Here is a 19905-nt window from a genome sequence, read left to right on the forward strand (position 1 = left end):
AAAACATGATAAAAACAGCACTAATATATGTGAGTATTAGTACTGTTTTAATGTTACCTATTATGAGGTTTTTCTGTTTTGCATCTGAAAACGGAAGTTGTTGTTCTAAAGTGAACATACTATCTTTTTGATGATTACCTTTATAATTATTTGATTATATTAGTTTCAATTGTATGTTTTTTAGAATCTGTTTCAGTTAATGGTACAGTTGGATATCCTACAGCTAGACCAGTAACTGGTACAAAACCATCAGGTAAGTTTAGTTTTTCTACTAAATCTTTTTTTGTATTGATAGCAAATAAAAATCCTAGTAAATAAACGCTACCTAGACCAAGATCTGTAGCTGCTAGAGCCATATTCTCAGTAATACAAGCTGCATTATGAGCCTCAATATTTGGGGCTTTTTCACTTGGTTTTCCAGATACAATGATTAATGTAGGAGCTCCATAAAATGGATTCATTTTTGGATTATTAAATACTTCTTGTGTAGTTCGAGTGAACTCATTAAGTAAATCAGCATTTTGTACAACTGTTAAATGAACAGTATTGTAAGCAGCCATACCTACTGGGGCAGCTTCCCCTGATTCTAATATAACTTTTAAATCTTCATCACTTATTTGTTCTTGTTTATAGCTTCTAGTAGATTTACGAGCAGCTATAGCTTTCAGTAATTCCATGTTAAAATTCTCCTTCTCAAAAATATTTGCTGAAATAAATAAACTTGGTATAATTATTATACCTACTCACAATTAAGTGGACAAGTAGGCAGAATTTTATTATTAGGTATTATTTTTCATACTGGAGGGGAATGTTTATGGCAACTAATGAAGAGTTGGAACTATTTTTAAGAAAAATTAAAGAAAGTGATATTAAAGAATGTAATGACAATGAAGAGTGTCCTATAAAATATACTTTAAGCATTATTGGAGGCAAATGGAAGCTTCGTATATTAGCACATTTATTAAAAAAAGATGTGGTTAGATTTAATGAATTAAAGAAAGAGATATCAGGGATCACAAATACAATGTTATCAAATTCTTTACATGAACTTGAGAAAGAGAAATTAGTTACTAGAAATCAATACAATGAAATGCCCCTTAGAGTTGAATATGAACTTACAGATAAGGGAAAAAGTTTATTGCCATTGTTATATGAACTATCAAGTTGGGGGAAAAACCAATTAAAAACTAATTAAAAGAAAGGGAGTATAGCTGAAAATATAGCTATATTCCCTTTATACTATTTGATTATATTAGTTTCAATAGTATGCTTAGTAGAATCTTCTTCAGTCAAATCTTCAGTTGAATACCCAATTGCAAGTGCTGCAACAGGTACAAATCCTTCAGGTAAGTTAAGTTCTGCTAATAGTTCTTTATTATTTGAAATAGCAAATAGGAAGCCCATCAAATATACACTGCCTAACCCCAAATCTGTAGCAGCAAGTGACATATTTTCAACTATACAAGCAGCATTATGAGCTTCAACACCAGGTGCTTTTTCGCTTGGTTTCCCAGATACAATTGCAACAGTAGGTGCTCCATAAAATGTATTTATTCTAGTATTTTCAAAAAAATCTTTAGTTGCATCTGTAAGTTTATCTAAAAGATTAGAATTTTGAACTACTGTTATATGAACAGAATTATAATCATTCATTCCTACTGGAGCAGCATAGCCTGCTTTTAATATAGTATCTAAAGATTCATCACTAATTTGTTCTGGCTTATAACTTCTTGTAGATTTACGCATTTCTATAGCCTTCAATAATTCCATATTTAAACTCTCCTTTTTTACAATATTTGATTAAAGCAATAAACTTGGAGTAATAATTATATTTATCTACATTATTATTGGCAAAGAGGAATGATTTTATTATTTAAGACTATTAAAAAGGAAAAGAACTCAGACATTTGCAAAATTTATGAAGTATAATTAATTTATGGTTGAGGAGATGCTATATAATCCAATAAACTAATATAATGAAGTATCTATCATTAATTTAAAGGAAATGCTAGAATAGATAATAAAAAAACAAAAGAAGAAATTTTAATATACTAGGGAGAAAATTTTATGATATTTTATGCAATAGTTTCAATTACATTAGCTCTAGTTTTTTATACATTAGGAGTGTGGAGTGAAAAAATACAGGGGAAATTAAAAAAATGGCATTTAGTGATATTTTGGATAGGACTAATTTTTGATACATTAGGAACTACTTTAATGAGCAAAATGGCTGGAAGTGAATTTAAATTAAATTTTCATGGGATAACTGGATTACTTGCAATCATATTAATGTTATTTCATGCTACATGGGCCGCAGTTGTTTTGGTGAAAAATGATGAAAAAGCTAAATCTAATTTTCATAAGTTCAGCATTATAGTATGGGTTATTTGGTTAATACCATATATATCAGGAGCTATTTTTGGTATGACAAAATAAAGGAGGAATTTTTATGGAGTCTTACTTTGGCAAAATTGTTAATGTTAAAATGGATAGAACAATGGGAAGTAAACATCCAAAGCACAATTTTATTTATCCTATAAATTATGGATATATACCAAATACAATATCAGGTGATGGTATGGAAATAGATGCATATGTTATTGGAGAATTTGAACCATTAGAAACATTTGAAGGTTATGTTGTTGCAATAATAAAAAGGAAAAATGATATTGAAGATAAATTAGTAGTTTGTAAAGAATTGAATAAATATACAAAAGAACAGATAGAAGCATTAGTGGAATTCCAAGAAAGATTTTTTGATTCAATAGTAATAATTTATTAGATAATATAAAATGAAAAAGGAGGATTTAGTGAGAAGTGGTATTTACAATATACTCTTACTAAAAATAAGAAATGAAAAAATATAAATGGGGAATAATAGGACTTGGAAATATAGCTAAGAAATTTGCAAGTACATTAAAATATATGGAGTCAGCAGAACTTTATGCAGTTGCAGCTAGAAATAAAGAAAAGTCAGAAGAATTTGGAAAAGAATACGATGTTCCATTAAATAAATGTTATGGAAATTATGAAGAACTTATTCAAGATGAGGAGATAGATTCTATATATATTGCTGTACCTCATGTTTTTCATAAAGAAATCTCTATTTCATGTTTAAATAATGGGAAAGCAGTATTATGTGAAAAGCCTGTTACTATAAATGGAAATGAAATTAGAGAGGTAATTCAGATTGCAAAGGAGAAGAAGATGTTTTTTATGGAAGCTATGAAAACACGATTTTTGCCAATTAATCAAAAAGTTAAAGAATGGATTAATGAAGGTAGAATAGGTGAAGTTAAATTGTTGCAAGCTGATTATGGCTTTTTTACACCTTTTGATTCTAAGAGTAGATTATTTAATAAAAATTTGGGCGGAGGAGCATTGCTTGATGTAGGAATTTACAATGTATCATATAGCACTTTTCTTTTTGGAAATAAACCTAAAAGTGTAAAAAGTGATTTATATATAGGAAAAAGTGGAGTAGATGAAAGTGGTTCTATTATATTAGGATATGAAGATGGAAAACAATCACAGCTTTATAGCGCTATAAATCTTGATACAATAAGGGAAGCTAACATTGTAGGAACTAAGGGAAGAATTTGTGTTCCTAAATACTCAAATGCTGATACTGCTTATATTTTGGTTGATGGAAAAGAGGAAAAAATACACAGGCCATTTCATATTAACGGTTTTGAGTATCAGATTATGGAGGTACATAAGTGCCTAGAGGAAGGGAAAGTTCAAAGTGAAACAATGAGTTGGAATGATTCTATTGAAATAATGGATATTATGGATAGAATAAAAAATTAATAGATTAAAAAAATATAGGTGGACAATCCACCTGTATTTTGTCTAAAACAAATAAGAATATTAACTTGTGCTAAATTTAGAGTATTTTTTAGGTGAAATTCCTACAATGTTCTTGAAAGCTTTTAAAAAGTTAGTATAATCATTAAAACCACATTTCTCACAAACGTCATTAACATTCATTCCGTTGGCTAACATAGACTTAGCTATTGTTATTCTTCTAGCAGAAATATATTTATTTATGGTAGTACCAGTAGCTGATTTAAATATTCTACAAATGTAAGAGCTACTTAGATAAAAATGATTTGCCAAAAAATCAATAGTAATAGATTCTGTTATATTTTCGTTTATATATGTAATTATTTGTTGTACTTGTTCATTGTATTTATAAGAATTATTTACTGATAATAAATTATTATTTATATAAAGTCCATTAATCCAAATCATAAATTCTAAAAAAGATGTATACTCCAGTATATCAGCACCAAATCCAGTAGAAGCTATTATTTTATTTATAAAATATAAAAAATGATTTTGCTGTTCTTTTGATAAAGAAATTTTGTGAATGAAATTTTCAGTACGAGTTTTAAAGCAATAATCAAGTTTTGTGTTATTAGTTGAAGCAGATTTAAGAAATTCAGGATGAATTGAAATAACAATTCGTTCATGATCTATTTGATTTATTTTAGATATATGATGACTTTCAAATTGATTAATTATAAACAAATCACCAGGATCAATATCATATAATTTATTATGAATAAGCATTTGTTGGCCACCAGAAATGGAGTAATATATTTCATAACAATCATGTATATGCATATCCATGGTTTTTTCCTCTTTATAAAGATGAGCAATAGCGAAATAACGTTTTTCCAAACAGCTTTTTATAGCTTCTTTACATGAAGTTTCTTCTTTCATAAGTTATCCTTTCTAAAATAAAATTATTAAGTCAATTATAATTTGCTAGTTCAAAATTTGCAACATTTACGAAAAGATATAACAAGAAATAGATAATGTATAATGATATACTAATATTATAAATACATATAGTGGAGTTTTAGTCAGGATTGACAAGAACTGATAAGAAAGGAAGATGGGACAATGAAAATCGCATTAATTAATGAAAACAGTCAAGCTTCAAAAAATTCAATGGTATATGAAACACTTAAAAAAGTTGTAGAGCCAAAAGGTCATGAAGTATTTAATTATGGAATGTACGGAGTTGAAAGTGAAGCTCAATTAACATATGTTCAAAATGGTATTTTAGCAGCAATATTATTAAATTCTGGAGCTGCAGATTACGTAATTACAGGTTGCGGAACTGGAGAAGGAGCAATGCTTGCTTGTAACTCATTCCCAGGTGTATTATGTGGTCATGTAGTAGATCCATCTGATGCATATATGTTTGCACAAATTAATGATGGAAATGCAATTGCATTACCTTTTGCAAAAGGATTTGGATGGGGAGCTGAACTTAATTTAGAATATATCTTTGAAAAACTATTCCAAGGAGAAAGTGGACAAGGATATCCAAAAGATAGAGTAATTCCAGAACAAAGAAATAAGAAGATTTTAGATGAAGTTAAGAAAGTAACACATACGGATATGGTTACAATTTTAAAGAATCTAGATCAAGAATTAGTTAAAGGTGCTATAAGTGGAGAAAAGTTCAAAGAGTATTTCTTTGCAAACTGCAAATGTGACAAAATTAAGGAATGTGTTGAAAGTATTTTAGGATAATAGAATATAAAGTAAATCATATTTTATAAGAAACAAAAGGCGTAGTATAAAAACAGAGAGTTATACTATGCCTTTTAATAAATTATATAAAGGGAGATATAGAGAATGTTTTGTTTTAATAAGGATGTTGAATTTAAAGTTATAGATGAAAATACTAAAAGAAAGGTATTAGTACATGATGAAAAGATGATGGCGGTTGAAGTTCACTTTGCAAAACCTACAGAAACTATAGAAACACATGCTCATGTACATGATCAATTAACATATGTATTAAAAGGGTCTTTTAAGTTTATAGTAGGAGATAGAACTGAAATTGTAAAAGAAGGAGATACAATTTTTATGCCTTCTAATGTTCAACATGGATGTGTATCATTAGAAGAAAACTCAGTTGTATATGATGTCTTTACACCAGAAAGAAAAGATTTTTTATAAAGTATAAAACTCTATATGTTAGATAAGTAATAATCTAACATATAGAGTTTTATACTTTATAGTTATATAATGGAAATATATAGTCATTATTAATAGGTAATTTAGGAGTTAAAAATGAAAGAGTTTTTTCTAGAAACAGACAGATTAGGATTTGCTTTATGGAGCATGGAGGATATAAATGATGCATTAGAACTTTGGGGGAATCCTAATGTAACGAAATATATTGTAGGAAATGGAAAAATGACAAAAGATGATATACATAAAAGGCTTGATATAGAAATTAAAAATTATAAAGAGTATAAGATTCAATATTGGCCAATCTACTATAGAGAAACTAATGAAAATATAGGTTGCTGTGGATTAAGAAATTATGATATAGAAAATAATATTCTTGAAATTGGAGTGCATTTAAAGGAAAAATCATGGGGAAGGGGATTTGCAAAGGAAGCTTGTTTAGCTACTATTGATTATGCTTTTGAAATCCTTAGAGTTTCTGCTATCTTTGCAGGACATAATCCTAAAAATATAGTATCATCTAGACTTCTTAAAAGTTTAGGATTTAAATATACCCATGATGAATTTTATCCACCAACAGGATTAAAACATCCGTCATATTTATTAAAAAAAGAGGAGTACAAAAAATAAAAAATAGTGTTTATGAAGGAGTTAGATAGAATGAAAATTTTAGCATATAGTAATAGGCCAGATGAGACAGAGTATTTTAAGGAATTTGGTAAGAAATACAATGTTCAAATAGAATTGTGTGATGAGGCTCCAAGTATAGAAAATGCAAGTCTTGCAAAAGGTTATGATTGCATTAGTGTAATTACCACAAAGATATCAGCAGAACTTATAGAAGAATTTCATAAAGTAGGAGTTAAGTATATATCTACAAGAACTATTGGTTATGAGCATATAGATATTATAAAGGCTAAAGAATTAGGAATTGGAGTAGGTAATGTTTCTTATTCACCAAATAGTGTAGCAGATTATACAATAATGTTAATTCTTATGGCTACAAGGAAAATAAAAATTATTATGGATAAGAATGATATACAGGATTATACATTACAAGGCGTTCAAGGCAAAGAATTACCTAATTTGACTATTGGGGTTATAGGGACAGGAAGAATTGGACAAAGGGTAATTAATCACTTAAGTGGATTTGGTTCAAAATTGTTAGCTTATGATATTTATGAAGATGAAGGGGTAAAACAACATGCTAAATATGTTAATTTAAATACTCTTTTAAAAGAGAGTGATGTGATTACGTTGCATATACCAGCTACAGAAGGCAATCATCATATAATAAATAGAGATTCAATAAAATTAATGAAAGATGGGGTAACAATTATAAATACAGCTCGAGGATCACTTGTTAATACAAAGGATTTAATTGATGGGATTTTAGAGAAAAAAATAGGTGGGGTAGCATTAGATGTAATTGAAGGTGAAGGAAAATTATATTATAGGGATTTAAGAGGAGAAATAATAGATAATAAGTATTTGAACACTTTAAAGAACTTTCCAAATGTAATTTTAACACACCATACTGCCTTTTATACAGATCAAGCAGTTAGTGATATGGTTGAAAATTCAATAAAAAATTGCATCTTATTTTGGCAAAATAAAAAAATATATTAAGATTAATTAAGTTATCAAAAATAGGGTTATAGAAAAATTGCAAGTAATAATATAGTGAATAAAAATATTGGAATTTAAATTAACAGTATTTTTTTATTTATAAATTTATCGTTTGCAGAAAAATATAGGTTTAGTTTTTAATTAAAATTAAAGTCCGAAAAAGTCTTTGTTTTCATTTATTGTATAAGCCATAAGTCCTGGTAAAAATAAACCACAGATAGTTACAAAGCTAAATCCGTTAGTTATAATACCTAATATAAAATATAAAACTATTATTCCAAAATAAATCATTACAGATTTTTTATTTGTATTAGATACTAAAAGATATAAAGAAACAATAAGTCCGATTGCCACAATGATATCAAGAGAAATCATAAATTTACTTGGAAGATGTTCTCCAGTCAATTCGTATATCAAAGATTCTGTAGCAGACATGTTAAGTAGACCAAATGAACCTATTATACTCCAAAAAGCGCCTACTAATTGTAACCCTATAGCTACTTGTGCAACAACTGGAAATTTTTTGAATTTTTCTAACATTATTAATTACCTCTTTCTTTTTTTCTTATTTTAACCCTAATTAGGTTAATGGTGCTAATAAGAGGAGTTGAACCTCTATAATTCTGATTATCAATACAGATATACACTTACCAATTGTGTTATATTAGCAGATATTATATTAAGAAAATAAAAGTAAAAGATAATTATTTAAATTAAAAGCTTGTCCTACAATAAAGAAATAATTATTTTTAAATTAAAGTTATATAATAATATTCACATAAAAAATGAAAAAAGTCAAGAAAAATGTAATATAATGTAATATTTCTTTAGCGCCGATTGAAATTAATTAGAATATTATGACTATAATAGATGCTTGAGAAAAAAAATGTAGTTTTGTGTCGTCGTGAAAATTAAAGTAAAAAAAACTGGAAATTTAAATTTCCAGCAATATTTAAAGATACAAATTTTCGTTTGCGTTTTATTTCAAGATCTGAATAGATATTTATTTTCTGTTAGTATGCAAGCCATAATCAGTGGTAACACTATACCTGTAACTACAAAAAAAGAATCTAATTTTTTTAAGCTAAGACTGATGACAAGATTAAAAATAAGTACTCCGAAGTATATCAATATAGTTTGCTTATTTGGATTTAAAAAAATAATTACTATAGACGATATAATTAAGAGATTAGATATGATAGTCATATAGAGAGTGAATTTACTTGGAGCATCCCCACCTGCTAACATGTAAATCATTGATATTTCGTTAGTTACTTTCAAAAAATTTATTGCATCTAAAACAGATGAAACACAAGTTAGTAACTGTAAACAAAAAATAACTCTCACGACTATAGGGAGTTTTTTGAAGTTTTCTAACATTACTAAAGACCTCTTTCGTTTTAATCTTTCTACTTAACCAAAAGAACGGTTATATTGAGCTGATAAGAAGGTTTCAACCTATATCTTTTTATAAAAAAATATACACATATGAATCGTGTTACATCAGCATATTTTTGAATAGATAAAAAATAAGAGATTATACAATAAATGGGGAATATAGCTTGTCTATATTCTATATGGAATAAGTAGAGAATTAATCTTTTTGTTAGAAAGATTAATTCTTTTATTATTAATATTTTTACATATTTTTTTAATCAAGTCAAGAAAAAACAAGACGATGAATGAATAATTATAAGTAAATAAGGCAAATAAATGGGATATTATGATGAATAAAGTTGTATTGTGTTAATAATCCTTTTTGAAAAAGAATTTACAATATTTTATAGAAATTTAATAAGACATTATTAGGTAATCTCTTTGCAGAACAGAAAAAAGTATAGTTCATAAGCCAGCTATACTTTTCAGAATAAACTTCAAATTTAGGTGTTGTACAGAAATAATATACATTTGGATCTACAAACTCACCTTTCTTAACCGATTCTATATATTCAGAAGGAACAGTACGAATTCCATTATTTTCAATATATATAGTTGCACCATCATCAAGCTGTACAGCATAACGTGCAGATAATTCACATTTTCCGTCTGGACGAATAATTTGACTATCAATGCCTCCTGGCAAAACATGTCCATTGAAATTATTACCAGTTACTGTACCAGAAAGTATTGGAATAAGTTGACGTCTTCCTACAATTTCATCTTGTCCAACTACAATAGGTGTATCTACTTTAATTAAAATGCTGAATATTTCTTCGAATTTTACATTATTTGTGTCAATCATTTGTTTACCAACTTTCTTTTTGATTATTTGTTTTTTAAATTTGCTTTAAAACATAGTATATTATTGCTAAAACCTTCTATAATATTTTCATCAACTTTTATATAAACAGGATTGCATCCATAAATAGGATGAACATATTTTACTTCTATTTCATTAGCATTAGTCATATTACAAAGTTCTTTTAAAATAAATAATCCTTGTACAACTGGATTTTCAGTTAAATGAATAGAATTTGTATCACCTGTTAAATAGCTAAAATTAGCTATTTCTTCCTTTGAAAAATTATGCCATAAGGTCCACCTATTTTCCATAACTACTGTTTCATTAAGTTTTTTTACAGTTACATTCATCATTAAGTAAACTGTTAGAGTTTCTACTATTTCATCATTAATATATCCATTGCAATTTATTATGCAAAGTTTTTTGTTGTTTTTGAGTATTTCGTTTTTATATATCTTGGTACCAGATGTTGATTTGAACTTTTGGTATTTAACTTTAGCAATAAATGCACCATCATAAAAAAAATCTTCTTGTGTTGCAAAAGATTTGAATAAATCTAACATTATAAAGCCTCCTTTCTAAATAAGAATTCTGTCTTTATAATCCATTATAGCTTTATTTTAGGTAAGAGTATAGGCTTGATGGTGATTAATATATAATTGATATAAATAGTGGGAAAAATTAAGGTGAGGAATAATGATGATGAAATAATACATATTATGAAAAAATCAAAGTGAGAATGCTAAATATAATCTTGTATAAAATTCATATAAAAATACAAAATAATATTAAGAAAAATATTATTTGGAGGATGAGTATATGACTTATGGATTTTATAGAAAAAATAATGATGGTAGAACATTGAATGAGCCCACAGAAGTGATTAATCATGCTGAGACGAAGGCCATTTATGAATGTCCAGTATGTCAATATGTATATGATGGAGAAGTACCATTTCGTGAATTAAGTGATGAATATGTTTGTCCAATGTGTAAACAGCCAAAGGCAATATTTGAAAAAATAAACATAGAGTGATAATATTAAAAAGTCTATTATGATTTCATGTATTGACAGAAATGTTAACTCATTGATACTATAAGATTAAGTAACTACTGCACATAGAAGATATTTTTTTGCAAAATTAAAAAATAAATATCAAATATGGCAGTAGGAGGTTTTATTTTTATAATATCTTGTTGAAACTATTGATAAGAACAGATGCTTGAGGTTAGAATGTTAAATGCTGCTAAATAATGATGAAAATAATAAAAACTAGAATATAAGACAAGCTGTTTTTATTAAGAAATAAGTAGTTCATATGTTAGAGTTATTATATAAATAAGGCAAATAAACTTAAGGAGAGAAAAGATGGAGTTAATAAAAAATTTTATTGATATTTTTATGCATTTAGATGTATATCTAGGTGGAATTATCAATGAGTACGGTACTTTAACGTATGTTATGTTATTTTTAATAATCTTCTGTGAAACAGGATTAGTTTTTACCCCATTTTTGCCAGGAGATTCACTAATATTTGCAGCAACAGCTTTTGCAGCTCTTGGTCATCTTAATATTTTGTTATTAATTGCAGTTATTCTTGTAGCAGCTATTTTAGGTGATGCAATGAATTATATGATTGGTAATAAACTAGGTAATAAGCTTATAAAAAAAGAAAATAGGTTTATAAAGAAAGAATACATAGATAAAACTCATGGGTTTTATGAAAAATATGGTGGTAAAACAATTGTTATAGCAAGATTTGTTCCAATAGTGCGTACATTTGCGCCTTTTGTAGCTGGAATAAGTGATATGCATTATAATAAATTTTTATCATACAATGCAATAGGAGCATCTCTTTGGGTTGGAATAGTAGGAGCAGCAGGATATTTCTTTGGAAACATTCCACTCGTACAAGAAAATTTTGAGACAGTTGTGCTTGCTATAATATTTATTTCAATATTACCTGGATTAATACCAGTATTAAAGAGTAAGTTTTCAAAAAAGACAATAGTTTAGTAGATAATAGGGAGAAGAAAAATGCAGTTTATTCAACAAATTGATAATTCTATACTTATGCTCATACATAACAATATAACAAATCCATTTTTTGATAGCATAATGCCTGTGATAACAGGGCTTGCAAATGGTGGGGTTTTATGGGTAGTTATAGGACTAATACTTATTTGTAGCACAAAGTATAGAAAAAGTGGATTAATACTCTTATGTGCTTTGGCGCTATGTTTTATTATTGGAAATTTAGGAATAAAACCATTGGTGGCAAGAGTTAGACCTTTTGATGTAAATACAACCATTCATTTGATAATATCAAAGCCAAAGGATTTTTCATTTCCATCAGGGCATACAATGCATTCTTTTGCAGCTGCCACAGTATTATATTATACAAATAAAAGAATTGGGATAGGAGCTTATATTTTAGCTATAATCATTGGATTCTCTAGATTATATCTATATGTACATTATCCGTCAGATGTTTTGTTTGGTATAATAATTGGAGTGTTATTAGCTTTAGTATCAATTAAATTGTGTGAAAAAGTTGCTAAAAAAGCTAATGAATATAAAGCTCTTAAAGATATAAATTAGAAGAGAGTATTAAAACATTTCATAAATCTATATTATGTAGATTTATGAAGTGTTTTTTCTATATTAAGAATTCTTAATTTTCAACTTTTAAATATTCTTCACCATATATATGGTTATATGGTAATATTCTTAACAATATTGAAAGTTGTAAGTTTCAGGAGTAATATGTATATTATAGAAAAAAGATTAGGAGGAACAAATAATGATTTGTGAAAATATTAGAAATACAAAGGATTATTCGAAAATCAATGCTAATTTAGGAAAGGCTTTTGAGTTTTTAAAAAAGACAGATTTAACTAAATTAGAAATAGGTAATTATGAAATAGATGGTAAAAATGTATTTGCATTTGTTCAAGAGTATACAACTGAACCAGAAGAAGATAGAAGGTGGGAAGCTCATAAAAAATATATTGACATACAATATATTATTCAAGGAAATGAAACTATGGGCTATGCACCAGTAGAATCTTTAGAAATTGTTGAAGATAATTTTGATGAAAAAGATATTGCTTTCTTTAAAAATGTAGAACATAGTTCAAAATTAGAAGTAACTAGTGGAGATTATGTAATTTTCTTTCCAGAAGATGGACATAAACCAGGATGTGCTTTGGACAAACCTTCTAAAGTAAGAAAAATAGTAGTAAAGATAGTAGTATAAAAATAATTATAATATTCATAGTAAATAAGTAATCAAAACTCTTAATTTTAAATTATTTTTTAAGATTAAGAGTTTTTATTACAATTACAAGAATATTTTGGTACAATATGAAAGGTAGTTCTAAAGTTGAAATTTAAGACAATAGAAGCAGGAGGAATGACATGATTCAAGAAGAACGAAAATTAAGATGGTATAACTTAGCATTAATGGCTTTTGTTGCAGTTTGGGGATTTGGAAACGTTGTTAACAATTTCGCAAATCAAGGTTTAACGGTTATAGTATCTTGGATATTAATTATAGGATTATATTTTGTTCCATATGCCTTAATGGTAGGGGAATTAGGATCTGTATTTAAAGATGGAAAAGCAGGTGTAAGTTCGTGGATAAGAGAAACCATGGGAGTTCAACTTGCTTATTTTGCAGGGTGGACATACTGGGTTGTTCATATACCATATTTAGCACAAAAGCCACAAGCTATTTTAATAGCATTAGGTTGGGCTGTTGAAGGTGATGGAAACTTAGTTAGTGGAATGAATACAATGGTGGCTCAAACAATAATATTAGCAATATTCTTATTTTTTGTGTGGGTAGCATCAAGAGGAATTACTTCATTAAAGAGAATTGGAACAATTGCTGGAACAGCAACATTTGTGATGTCAATACTGTATATACTGTTAGTTATTACAGCACCTGCACTTACAGGAATGTCTATAGCAACTACAAATATAAGTTTTCATACAATAGTACCCAAATTTGATTTTACATATCTTACAACTCTATCAATGTTAGTATTTGCTGTAGGTGGATGTGAGAAGATATCACCATATGTAAATAATACTAACAATCCGACTAAAGAGTTTCCGAGAGGAATGATAGTACTTGCTATAATGGTGGCTATATCAGCAATACTAGGATCAATAGCTATGGGAATGATGTTTGATGCAAATGCAATTCCAAAGGATCTTATGATGAATGGACAATATTATGCATTTAAGATGTTAGGACAATATTATGGGGTTGGAAATTTATTACTAATAATATATGCTATTGCAAATATGACAGCTCAAGTATCAGCGTTAGTATTTTCAATAGATGCACCACTTAAAGTATTACTTGCAGATACAGATGAAAATTATGTTCCTAAATCATTAACAAAAATAAATAAGCATGGAGCACCTATAAATGGATATTATATGACTACTATATTAGTGGGAATATTAATAATAGTTCCAGCACTTGGTATTGGTGATATGAATGAACTATTTAATTGGCTATTAAAGCTTAACTCTGTTGTAATGCCACTTAGATATCTTTGGGTATTCTTAGCATTTATAGCATTGAAAAAAGCAGCTAATAAATACAAATCGGAATATAAATTTGTTAAGAATGATAAAATTGCATTAATTTTTGGGATATGGTGTTTTGTATTTACTGCTTTTGCATGTATTATGGGGATGTTCCCAACAGGAATAGAAAAATTCACAGGAGATTGGTGGTTTAGATTAGGGTTAAATGTTATAACACCATTTATACTTTTAGGATTAGGACTAATTTTACCTAAAATTGCAAGAAGAAAAAAAGTATAAGATAAAAAGGCATTCGAAAGAGTGTCTTTTAAAATTTTCAAAGAATTTTATATGTTATTTTAAATTTTATGGCTCCAATTATCGATTTAAAAAATCACTTCTTAAGAAATTATTAATGTATTTTGACTTTATATTGTCAATTTATAATTGTATAATAAGATAAAATATATAATACAAGCAGAGGTAAGGCATATGAATAAAATTTATTTAAAGACTATTATGTATATTTTAATTGCTATCTTGGCTGTTGTAGTCTTTTTTAGAATACTACCATATCTAGTTGTTGCTGGATTAGTAGCTTATGTGGTTTTAAAAATAGTTAGATATTTTAAAGATAAACCAGATAGAGCTAGATTTCAAAATAATTCAGGTGGCATATTTAATGGGAATAAAGTTAATATAGAAGATGATATTGATCCTAAACAAGCAATTGATGTTGATTATAAGGATGTTTAAGAAAGAGAAAAAACCTAGGTAAGTTTCTAACAAGATATACCTAGGTTTTTTATTTTATTTTAATATAAAAATTATATTGTCTCTTTGATTAGGGACTATTTTTTTTGTTTACAAAATATTAAAAAAATTAAGAAATTACGTGGATATATTTGGAAAATGGCATATCTTATAAATGAAAAAATATACAATTTGTAGGTATAAATAAAAAAGGTTGGTAAAAAAACATAAAAACTTTGCAAAAGCTATTTACTTTATATTGAAAATGTTATAAAATAATCCTGTAAATATTTTCAATAGCTAATTAGGGGTATTTTGGACAATATGATATAGAATTCAAATTATATAAGTTATTGATAAATTTAATTCTAATAGATTAATATATGTAGATTAGTAATAGGAGGGATTACATGATGAAGAACGTACTTGTTATAAGTAGAGGTAGTGGACAATCTAGGTCATTTAAAAAATATATGGATGATTACACTATAAAAAATAATTTGCCAATAGAGTGGATATATGCATCAGATAAAAATTATGGAGAAGAAATTTCTACTAAGGATATAAAAGTAGTTATAATTTCACCAGAGGTGATGTTAGCAGAGGCATCAATCAAGACTGAACTAGATTCAAAGGGAATAAATTATATTTCTATTAAACCATCAGCTTTTGGATTAAAACAAACGGAAAAGTTTATGCCAGATGTTTTAAAATATATTGGAGAATAATAAATTTGGGTGATAGTAATGGGAGATATCATTTTTACTAGAGAGTATCAAGATATACAAAATCTTTCAGAATATAAAATATTTATTAATGGAGAAGAGGTTAACTCTATATCCAATGGATCAAGAAAGGTAATTAGTTTAAAACCTGGTGAGTATGATATTTTTATTAAATGTATGGGATCAAAAAGTCCTACAAAGCAGGTAATAATAAATAAGAAAGAAACATTAAGATTAAGTTGTGGATCAAATCTTACTGGAATAAAAATGGCTTTTAGTTGGTTATTTATTTTTAGTAAAAATAAGATTTATCTAAAAGAAACAATTTAAATATTATGTTCTAAAATAGAAAATATAGTAATAAAAATTACTATATCATAAATAAAGGGTTGACATTTTTTGTGGGAAGAAAAATGTAAATGATTAAATTTGTTATGTATGAGCTTTATTTGAACTTTTTGCAATGTAAAGGATTTAAATAAAGAACATTCATATATATCAATTATTATTAGGGGGGAACAAAAAAATGAGTTTTATGGACAAACTTTCTGCAACGTTAGAAAAATTTCTATTACCAATTGCGCAAAAAGTTGGTGGTCAAAGGCACTTAGTTGCTTTAAAAGATGGATTTATTGCTATTTTAACAGCCAATATGGCTGGTGCTATTGCTGTAATGATTAACTGTGTTTTCTTACAAAATACATCATTAATAGGTTCAAAATTAAATAAATTAGGATTTTGGGCAGATACTATACAACCATTTATTGATAAGTGGATTATAAATATTGGTTGGGCTGTTCAACAAGGAACATTAAAGATTATATGCGTGTTGTTATTAGTAACAATTGCATATTCTTTAGCAAAATCATATGAATCAGATGCATTATCAGCAGCAGCAATTTCAGTTGCATCATATTTTGCTATATTACCAGCAACTCTTACCAAGGATGTATTTACATTGAAAGATGGTGATTATGTTCAAGGTGTTAGTGATGTTTTTTCACTTAATTTTATGGGTGCTAATTCAATGTTTACAGCTATTATAACTGCTTTTGTTGCAACAGAAATATTTGTTAGAATAACCAAAAAAGGCTGGGTTGTTAAAATGCCAGAAACAGTGCCGCCAGCAGTTTCTAAGTCATTTGCAGCAATAATTCCTGGTTCTATTACATTGGTGATTTTTGGTATTATAAAAGTTTTATTTGACAATATTTTCAGTAAAGATGTTCCAACTTGGATTTTCGATACTATTCAATCTCCATTGATGAGCTTAGGACAATCACCAGCAACATATATTTTCTTAATATTTATTGCACAGTTCTTATGGTTCTTTGGTCTACATGGTATGAATATAGCAGAAGGTGTTCTTACACCAATGTATAAACCAGCACTACTTGAAAATACTGATTTGGTATCAAGAGGATTACCACCAAAATATATAATAACAAGAAACTTTGTTGATGTTTATGGTTCTATTGGAGGATCAGGAGCAACTGGGGCATTAGTAATTGCAATATATATATTCTCTAAGAAACAAGAGGCTAAAGAACTTGCAAAATTAGCAACAGCTCCAGCATTTTTCCAAATTAATGAACCAGTTATATTTGGATTGCCAATAGTTTTAAATGTAGTTTACTTTATACCATTTATACTTACTTCACCAATACTAATGGGAATTGCATATTTCTTTACAAAGATAGGTGTGGTCAATTATATTTCTCAGGATCCAGGATGGACTTGTCCACCAATAATTTCAGCATTCTTTGCTACTAATGGAGACTTTAAAGCTGTGATACTTGCAGCAGTATTGTTAGTAATAGCTGTATGTATATACGCTCCATTTGTAATAGTTTCAAATAGAATGGGAAATGTTGAAGAGGATTATGGTGCTGGAAACAGTGCAAATGTTTAATTAAGTATAAAACTATATTATATTGAGGATGCATAAGCTTGGCTTATGCATTCTTTATTAGTATAATAATAGCAAAAGTATAAAAGTATGGAGGTAATTATATGGGGTTTTCAAATTCAGCCATAATTAAATATCCAGTTGAAAAGGTTTTTAATTTATTTATAAGACAAGCAAAGAGGGAGTTCCCTAAATTTAATGAAAGCAATCCAATAGGGTGTTCTATAACTAAAAGAGTTGGAGCATATTCTGTTCAAAGTGCAACTTTAAAAGTAGAGATTACAGATTATAAAAAGAATGAATTATATCAAATTACGAGCACAAGCCCTGATAGAATTTATTATTCTACTTATGAGTTTGAAATTATTGATGAGAATTCAACCAGGATTACATTGATAGAGGAAGATAAGTCAACAGGTTTTTTTGTTTGGTTTAATGTAATACTACAAAATATCTTGTTTAAAAACAGGATAAAGAGAAGATTTAAATTCTTTATTGAAGGACTTATAAGAGAAATTGAAATATATGATGAAAAATTATCTAAAAATTCAAAGACAAGAATTGAAGAAGCTAAAAAAGAAGAAGCTAAGGCTGAGGCTAGAAAAGCTAAAGAAGCAGCTTTAAAGGTTGAAAGAGAAGCAAAAGAAGCTAGACTTGCGGCTGAAAAAGCTATGGAGGAAGCCAAGACTTTAGAAGAACAAGCAAAAAAGGCTATTAAAGAAGCTGAAGATAAAGCTTCAGATATAGATTAGCATATAAAATAATTTAGAAGTATAGTAAAATATGCATTGTAAATAGTGTTTAAAGTAGTATAATGTATACATGAATCTTGTGAGGTAGTTTTTATGAAGACAGAATTAATTAACATTATGCAAATAGTTTTTGTATTAATGCTTCTTGTTGGGGTTATTACATATGCTTTTACAGTGTATAAGAATCAAATAAGAAACTTTAATAGCAACTTAATAAAAAAGATATATATTATGTTCTTAGATTTTTCTAGACATATGATAATAAAAAATTATGTTTCTTTTGAAAAGTATGATATTTGGCGGTATTGTGTACATTTTTAATTGAAGTGATGTTTCTAGATATACTTTTAATTTTAGGAGGAGAAAAATGAACATCATTTCAGAAGTATTAAAAAATTCACTTAATTACTTTTTCAGTATAACAGGAGATTTAGGTATAGCTATTATATTACTGACTATATTAGTAAAGTTTCTACTTGTACCTATATCATTTAAGCAAAAAATAAGTATGCAAAAAAGCCAAAAAATTTCTTTGGAGCTTGAAAAAATAAAAGAAAAATATAAAAATAATAAAAAGAAATTAGAACAAGAACTACAAAAACATTATGAAAAGAGTGCAAAAGGAGTATTTGGTGGTTTTATTATACTACTTCAACTTCCAATAATATATGCTTTATATCATGCAGTTTTAAGTATGGATTTTCAGGTTGGAACTATACTTGTTCCATGGGTAACTAACCTTAATATGGCAGATGGAGCATTTATTATACCAATTATATATGTTATGACAGCACTTAGCTCAAACATACTATATTATATACCATTTTTCAAGATATCAGCACAAGCTAAGTTAAGTAAAGCTAACATTATAATGACCAGTGTAATGAGTATTATAATTACAATAAAGGCTCCTGTAGCAATAAGTTTATATTTTATAGCATCAAGCTTATTTTCTTTTGTGGAAGAAATAGTTTTTAGAATATATATTAGAAGAAAAGAAATTACTATTTAGAAGTTAATATAAAAAGATTAGATTATAGGTGGAGTTATCTGCCTATAATTTTTTTGCTCTAAAGTATAATTAACAAATGAAATATTATTATAAAATAAAATTACTTTTATACTTAATATTAATTATATGAAATTTTCTATTATTTTTGATAATATGTTAACAAGTTGAAAAAATTAATTATAATAAATCAATAGAAAATAAGGAAACTTTAATCTTGTTAAATGAAATAATGTATACTATAATAAAAAATTATGTTAAGCGAAACTATTTTTACTAATATATAATAATTGTTACCCAAAAATAACAAAGATGGGTAATGATTTTCACTATTAAAAATAGTA

The 19905-nt window shown here is 27.3% G+C and carries 26 protein-coding genes and 1 tRNA gene; 20 read left to right on the forward strand and 7 right to left on the reverse strand.

The genetic code is table 11. The features are described from left to right. Positions 1-146: 146 nt before the first annotated feature. Positions 147-677 (reverse strand): nitroreductase family protein, encoded by a 531-nt coding sequence (locus tag NNC19_RS10745; protein ID WP_310938651.1) that lies wholly within the window; start codon positions 675-677, stop codon positions 147-149. A gap of 137 nt (positions 678-814) precedes the next feature. On the opposite strand from NNC19_RS10745, the gene NNC19_RS10750 reads away from it, so the two are divergent. Then, on the forward strand, positions 815-1195 hold the full coding sequence (locus NNC19_RS10750; RefSeq protein ID WP_310938652.1) for a helix-turn-helix domain-containing protein: 381 nt from the start codon (positions 815-817) through the stop codon (positions 1193-1195). 44 nt (positions 1196-1239) lie between these two features. On the opposite strand, the gene NNC19_RS10755 is transcribed toward NNC19_RS10750, so the two are convergent. Beyond that, positions 1240-1770, reverse strand: coding sequence for a nitroreductase family protein (locus NNC19_RS10755; protein ID WP_310938653.1), 531 nt, complete (start codon positions 1768-1770; stop codon positions 1240-1242). 297 nt (positions 1771-2067) lie between these two features. Here NNC19_RS10755 and NNC19_RS10760 point away from each other — a divergent pair, with 297 nt between their 5' ends. The 3 genes from NNC19_RS10760 (at position 2068) to NNC19_RS10770 (ending at position 3810) form a co-directional block, all read left to right on the forward strand. Then, complete coding sequence (locus NNC19_RS10760) at positions 2068-2436, forward strand: HsmA family protein (protein WP_310938654.1); 369 nt, start codon at positions 2068-2070, stop codon at positions 2434-2436. Positions 2437-2449: 13 nt separating this feature from the next. Beyond that, positions 2450-2782 (forward strand): inorganic diphosphatase, encoded by a 333-nt coding sequence (locus NNC19_RS10765; RefSeq protein WP_310938655.1) that lies wholly within the window; start codon positions 2450-2452, stop codon positions 2780-2782. Between the two features lie 71 nt (positions 2783-2853). Next, complete coding sequence (locus tag NNC19_RS10770; RefSeq protein WP_310938656.1) at positions 2854-3810, forward strand: Gfo/Idh/MocA family oxidoreductase; 957 nt, start codon at positions 2854-2856, stop codon at positions 3808-3810. Positions 3811-3870: 60 nt separating this feature from the next. Here NNC19_RS10770 and NNC19_RS10775 read toward each other — a convergent pair whose 3' ends face one another. Next, a complete protein-coding gene (locus NNC19_RS10775; protein WP_310938657.1) occupies positions 3871-4728 on the reverse strand; it encodes an AraC family transcriptional regulator in 858 nt (285 codons plus the stop codon). Between the two features lie 183 nt (positions 4729-4911). Between NNC19_RS10775 and NNC19_RS10780 the strand changes: the two genes are divergently transcribed. From NNC19_RS10780 to NNC19_RS10795, 4 genes are all read left to right on the forward strand, one after another. Next, positions 4912-5550, forward strand: a complete 639-nt coding sequence (locus NNC19_RS10780) for an RpiB/LacA/LacB family sugar-phosphate isomerase (RefSeq protein ID WP_310938658.1) — start codon at positions 4912-4914, stop codon at positions 5548-5550. Between the two features lie 105 nt (positions 5551-5655). Beyond that, positions 5656-5982: a cupin domain-containing protein gene (locus NNC19_RS10785; RefSeq protein WP_310938659.1), complete on the forward strand. Its 327-nt coding sequence runs from the start codon at positions 5656-5658 to the stop codon at positions 5980-5982. A gap of 114 nt (positions 5983-6096) precedes the next feature. Beyond that, positions 6097-6627, forward strand: coding sequence for a GNAT family N-acetyltransferase (locus NNC19_RS10790; RefSeq protein WP_310938660.1), 531 nt, complete (start codon positions 6097-6099; stop codon positions 6625-6627). A gap of 30 nt (positions 6628-6657) precedes the next feature. After that, the gene (locus NNC19_RS10795; protein WP_310938661.1) at positions 6658-7626 is read left to right on the forward strand and encodes a D-isomer specific 2-hydroxyacid dehydrogenase family protein; all 969 of its coding nucleotides are present in this window, start codon (positions 6658-6660) and stop codon (positions 7624-7626) included. Between the two features lie 147 nt (positions 7627-7773). Here NNC19_RS10795 and NNC19_RS10800 read toward each other — a convergent pair whose 3' ends face one another. The 4 genes from NNC19_RS10800 to NNC19_RS10815 all read right to left on the reverse strand — a co-directional run bounded on the left by NNC19_RS10800 (position 7774) and on the right by NNC19_RS10815 (position 10431). Next, the gene (locus NNC19_RS10800; protein WP_310938662.1) at positions 7774-8166 is read right to left on the reverse strand and encodes a hypothetical protein; all 393 of its coding nucleotides are present in this window, start codon (positions 8164-8166) and stop codon (positions 7774-7776) included. Positions 8167-8215: 49 nt separating this feature from the next. Beyond that, positions 8216-8295: transfer RNA gene (locus NNC19_RS10805), tRNA-Ile, on the reverse strand. 1102 nt (positions 8296-9397) lie between these two features. Continuing rightward, complete coding sequence (locus NNC19_RS10810) at positions 9398-9868, reverse strand: DUF3237 domain-containing protein (protein ID WP_396136410.1); 471 nt, start codon at positions 9866-9868, stop codon at positions 9398-9400. A 23-nt stretch (positions 9869-9891) separates the two neighbouring features. Then, on the reverse strand, positions 9892-10431 hold the full coding sequence (locus NNC19_RS10815) for a hypothetical protein (RefSeq protein ID WP_310938663.1): 540 nt from the start codon (positions 10429-10431) through the stop codon (positions 9892-9894). Positions 10432-10687: 256 nt separating this feature from the next. Between NNC19_RS10815 and NNC19_RS10820 the strand changes: the two genes are divergently transcribed. From NNC19_RS10820 to yidC, 12 genes are all read left to right on the forward strand, one after another. Next, positions 10688-10903, forward strand: coding sequence for a hypothetical protein (locus NNC19_RS10820; RefSeq protein ID WP_310938664.1), 216 nt, complete (start codon positions 10688-10690; stop codon positions 10901-10903). Positions 10904-11236: 333 nt separating this feature from the next. After that, complete coding sequence (locus tag NNC19_RS10825; RefSeq protein WP_310938665.1) at positions 11237-11884, forward strand: DedA family protein; 648 nt, start codon at positions 11237-11239, stop codon at positions 11882-11884. Between the two features lie 21 nt (positions 11885-11905). After that, positions 11906-12469: a phosphatase PAP2 family protein gene (locus tag NNC19_RS10830; RefSeq protein ID WP_310938666.1), complete on the forward strand. Its 564-nt coding sequence runs from the start codon at positions 11906-11908 to the stop codon at positions 12467-12469. Positions 12470-12671: 202 nt separating this feature from the next. Further along, positions 12672-13127 (forward strand): YhcH/YjgK/YiaL family protein, encoded by a 456-nt coding sequence (locus NNC19_RS10835; protein WP_310938667.1) that lies wholly within the window; start codon positions 12672-12674, stop codon positions 13125-13127. Positions 13128-13288: 161 nt separating this feature from the next. After that, positions 13289-14713, forward strand: coding sequence for an amino acid permease (locus NNC19_RS10840; protein ID WP_310938668.1), 1425 nt, complete (start codon positions 13289-13291; stop codon positions 14711-14713). Positions 14714-14905: 192 nt separating this feature from the next. After that, positions 14906-15169 carry a hypothetical protein gene (locus NNC19_RS10845; RefSeq protein ID WP_310938669.1) on the forward strand — a complete coding sequence of 88 codons (264 nt, stop codon included), beginning with the start codon at positions 14906-14908 and terminating at the stop codon, positions 15167-15169. A gap of 407 nt (positions 15170-15576) precedes the next feature. Beyond that, on the forward strand, positions 15577-15894 hold the full coding sequence (locus tag NNC19_RS10850; RefSeq protein WP_310938670.1) for a hypothetical protein: 318 nt from the start codon (positions 15577-15579) through the stop codon (positions 15892-15894). 18 nt (positions 15895-15912) lie between these two features. Then, a complete protein-coding gene (locus tag NNC19_RS10855; protein ID WP_310938671.1) occupies positions 15913-16221 on the forward strand; it encodes a hypothetical protein in 309 nt (102 codons plus the stop codon). 196 nt (positions 16222-16417) lie between these two features. Beyond that, complete coding sequence (locus NNC19_RS10860) at positions 16418-17803, forward strand: PTS transporter subunit EIIC (protein ID WP_310938672.1); 1386 nt, start codon at positions 16418-16420, stop codon at positions 17801-17803. A 101-nt stretch (positions 17804-17904) separates the two neighbouring features. After that, positions 17905-18552, forward strand: a complete 648-nt coding sequence (locus NNC19_RS10865) for a DUF3284 domain-containing protein (RefSeq protein WP_310938673.1) — start codon at positions 17905-17907, stop codon at positions 18550-18552. A gap of 93 nt (positions 18553-18645) precedes the next feature. Then, positions 18646-18873: a hypothetical protein gene (locus tag NNC19_RS10870; RefSeq protein WP_310938674.1), complete on the forward strand. Its 228-nt coding sequence runs from the start codon at positions 18646-18648 to the stop codon at positions 18871-18873. Positions 18874-18919: 46 nt separating this feature from the next. Continuing rightward, positions 18920-19564 carry a membrane protein insertase YidC gene (gene yidC, locus NNC19_RS10875; RefSeq protein ID WP_310938675.1) on the forward strand — a complete coding sequence of 215 codons (645 nt, stop codon included), beginning with the start codon at positions 18920-18922 and terminating at the stop codon, positions 19562-19564. Positions 19565-19905: the final 341 nt, after the last annotated feature.

It is taken from the genome of Clostridium sp. SHJSY1, assembly GCF_031626875.1.
Classification (GTDB): Bacteria; Bacillota; Clostridia; order Clostridiales; family Clostridiaceae; genus Clostridium.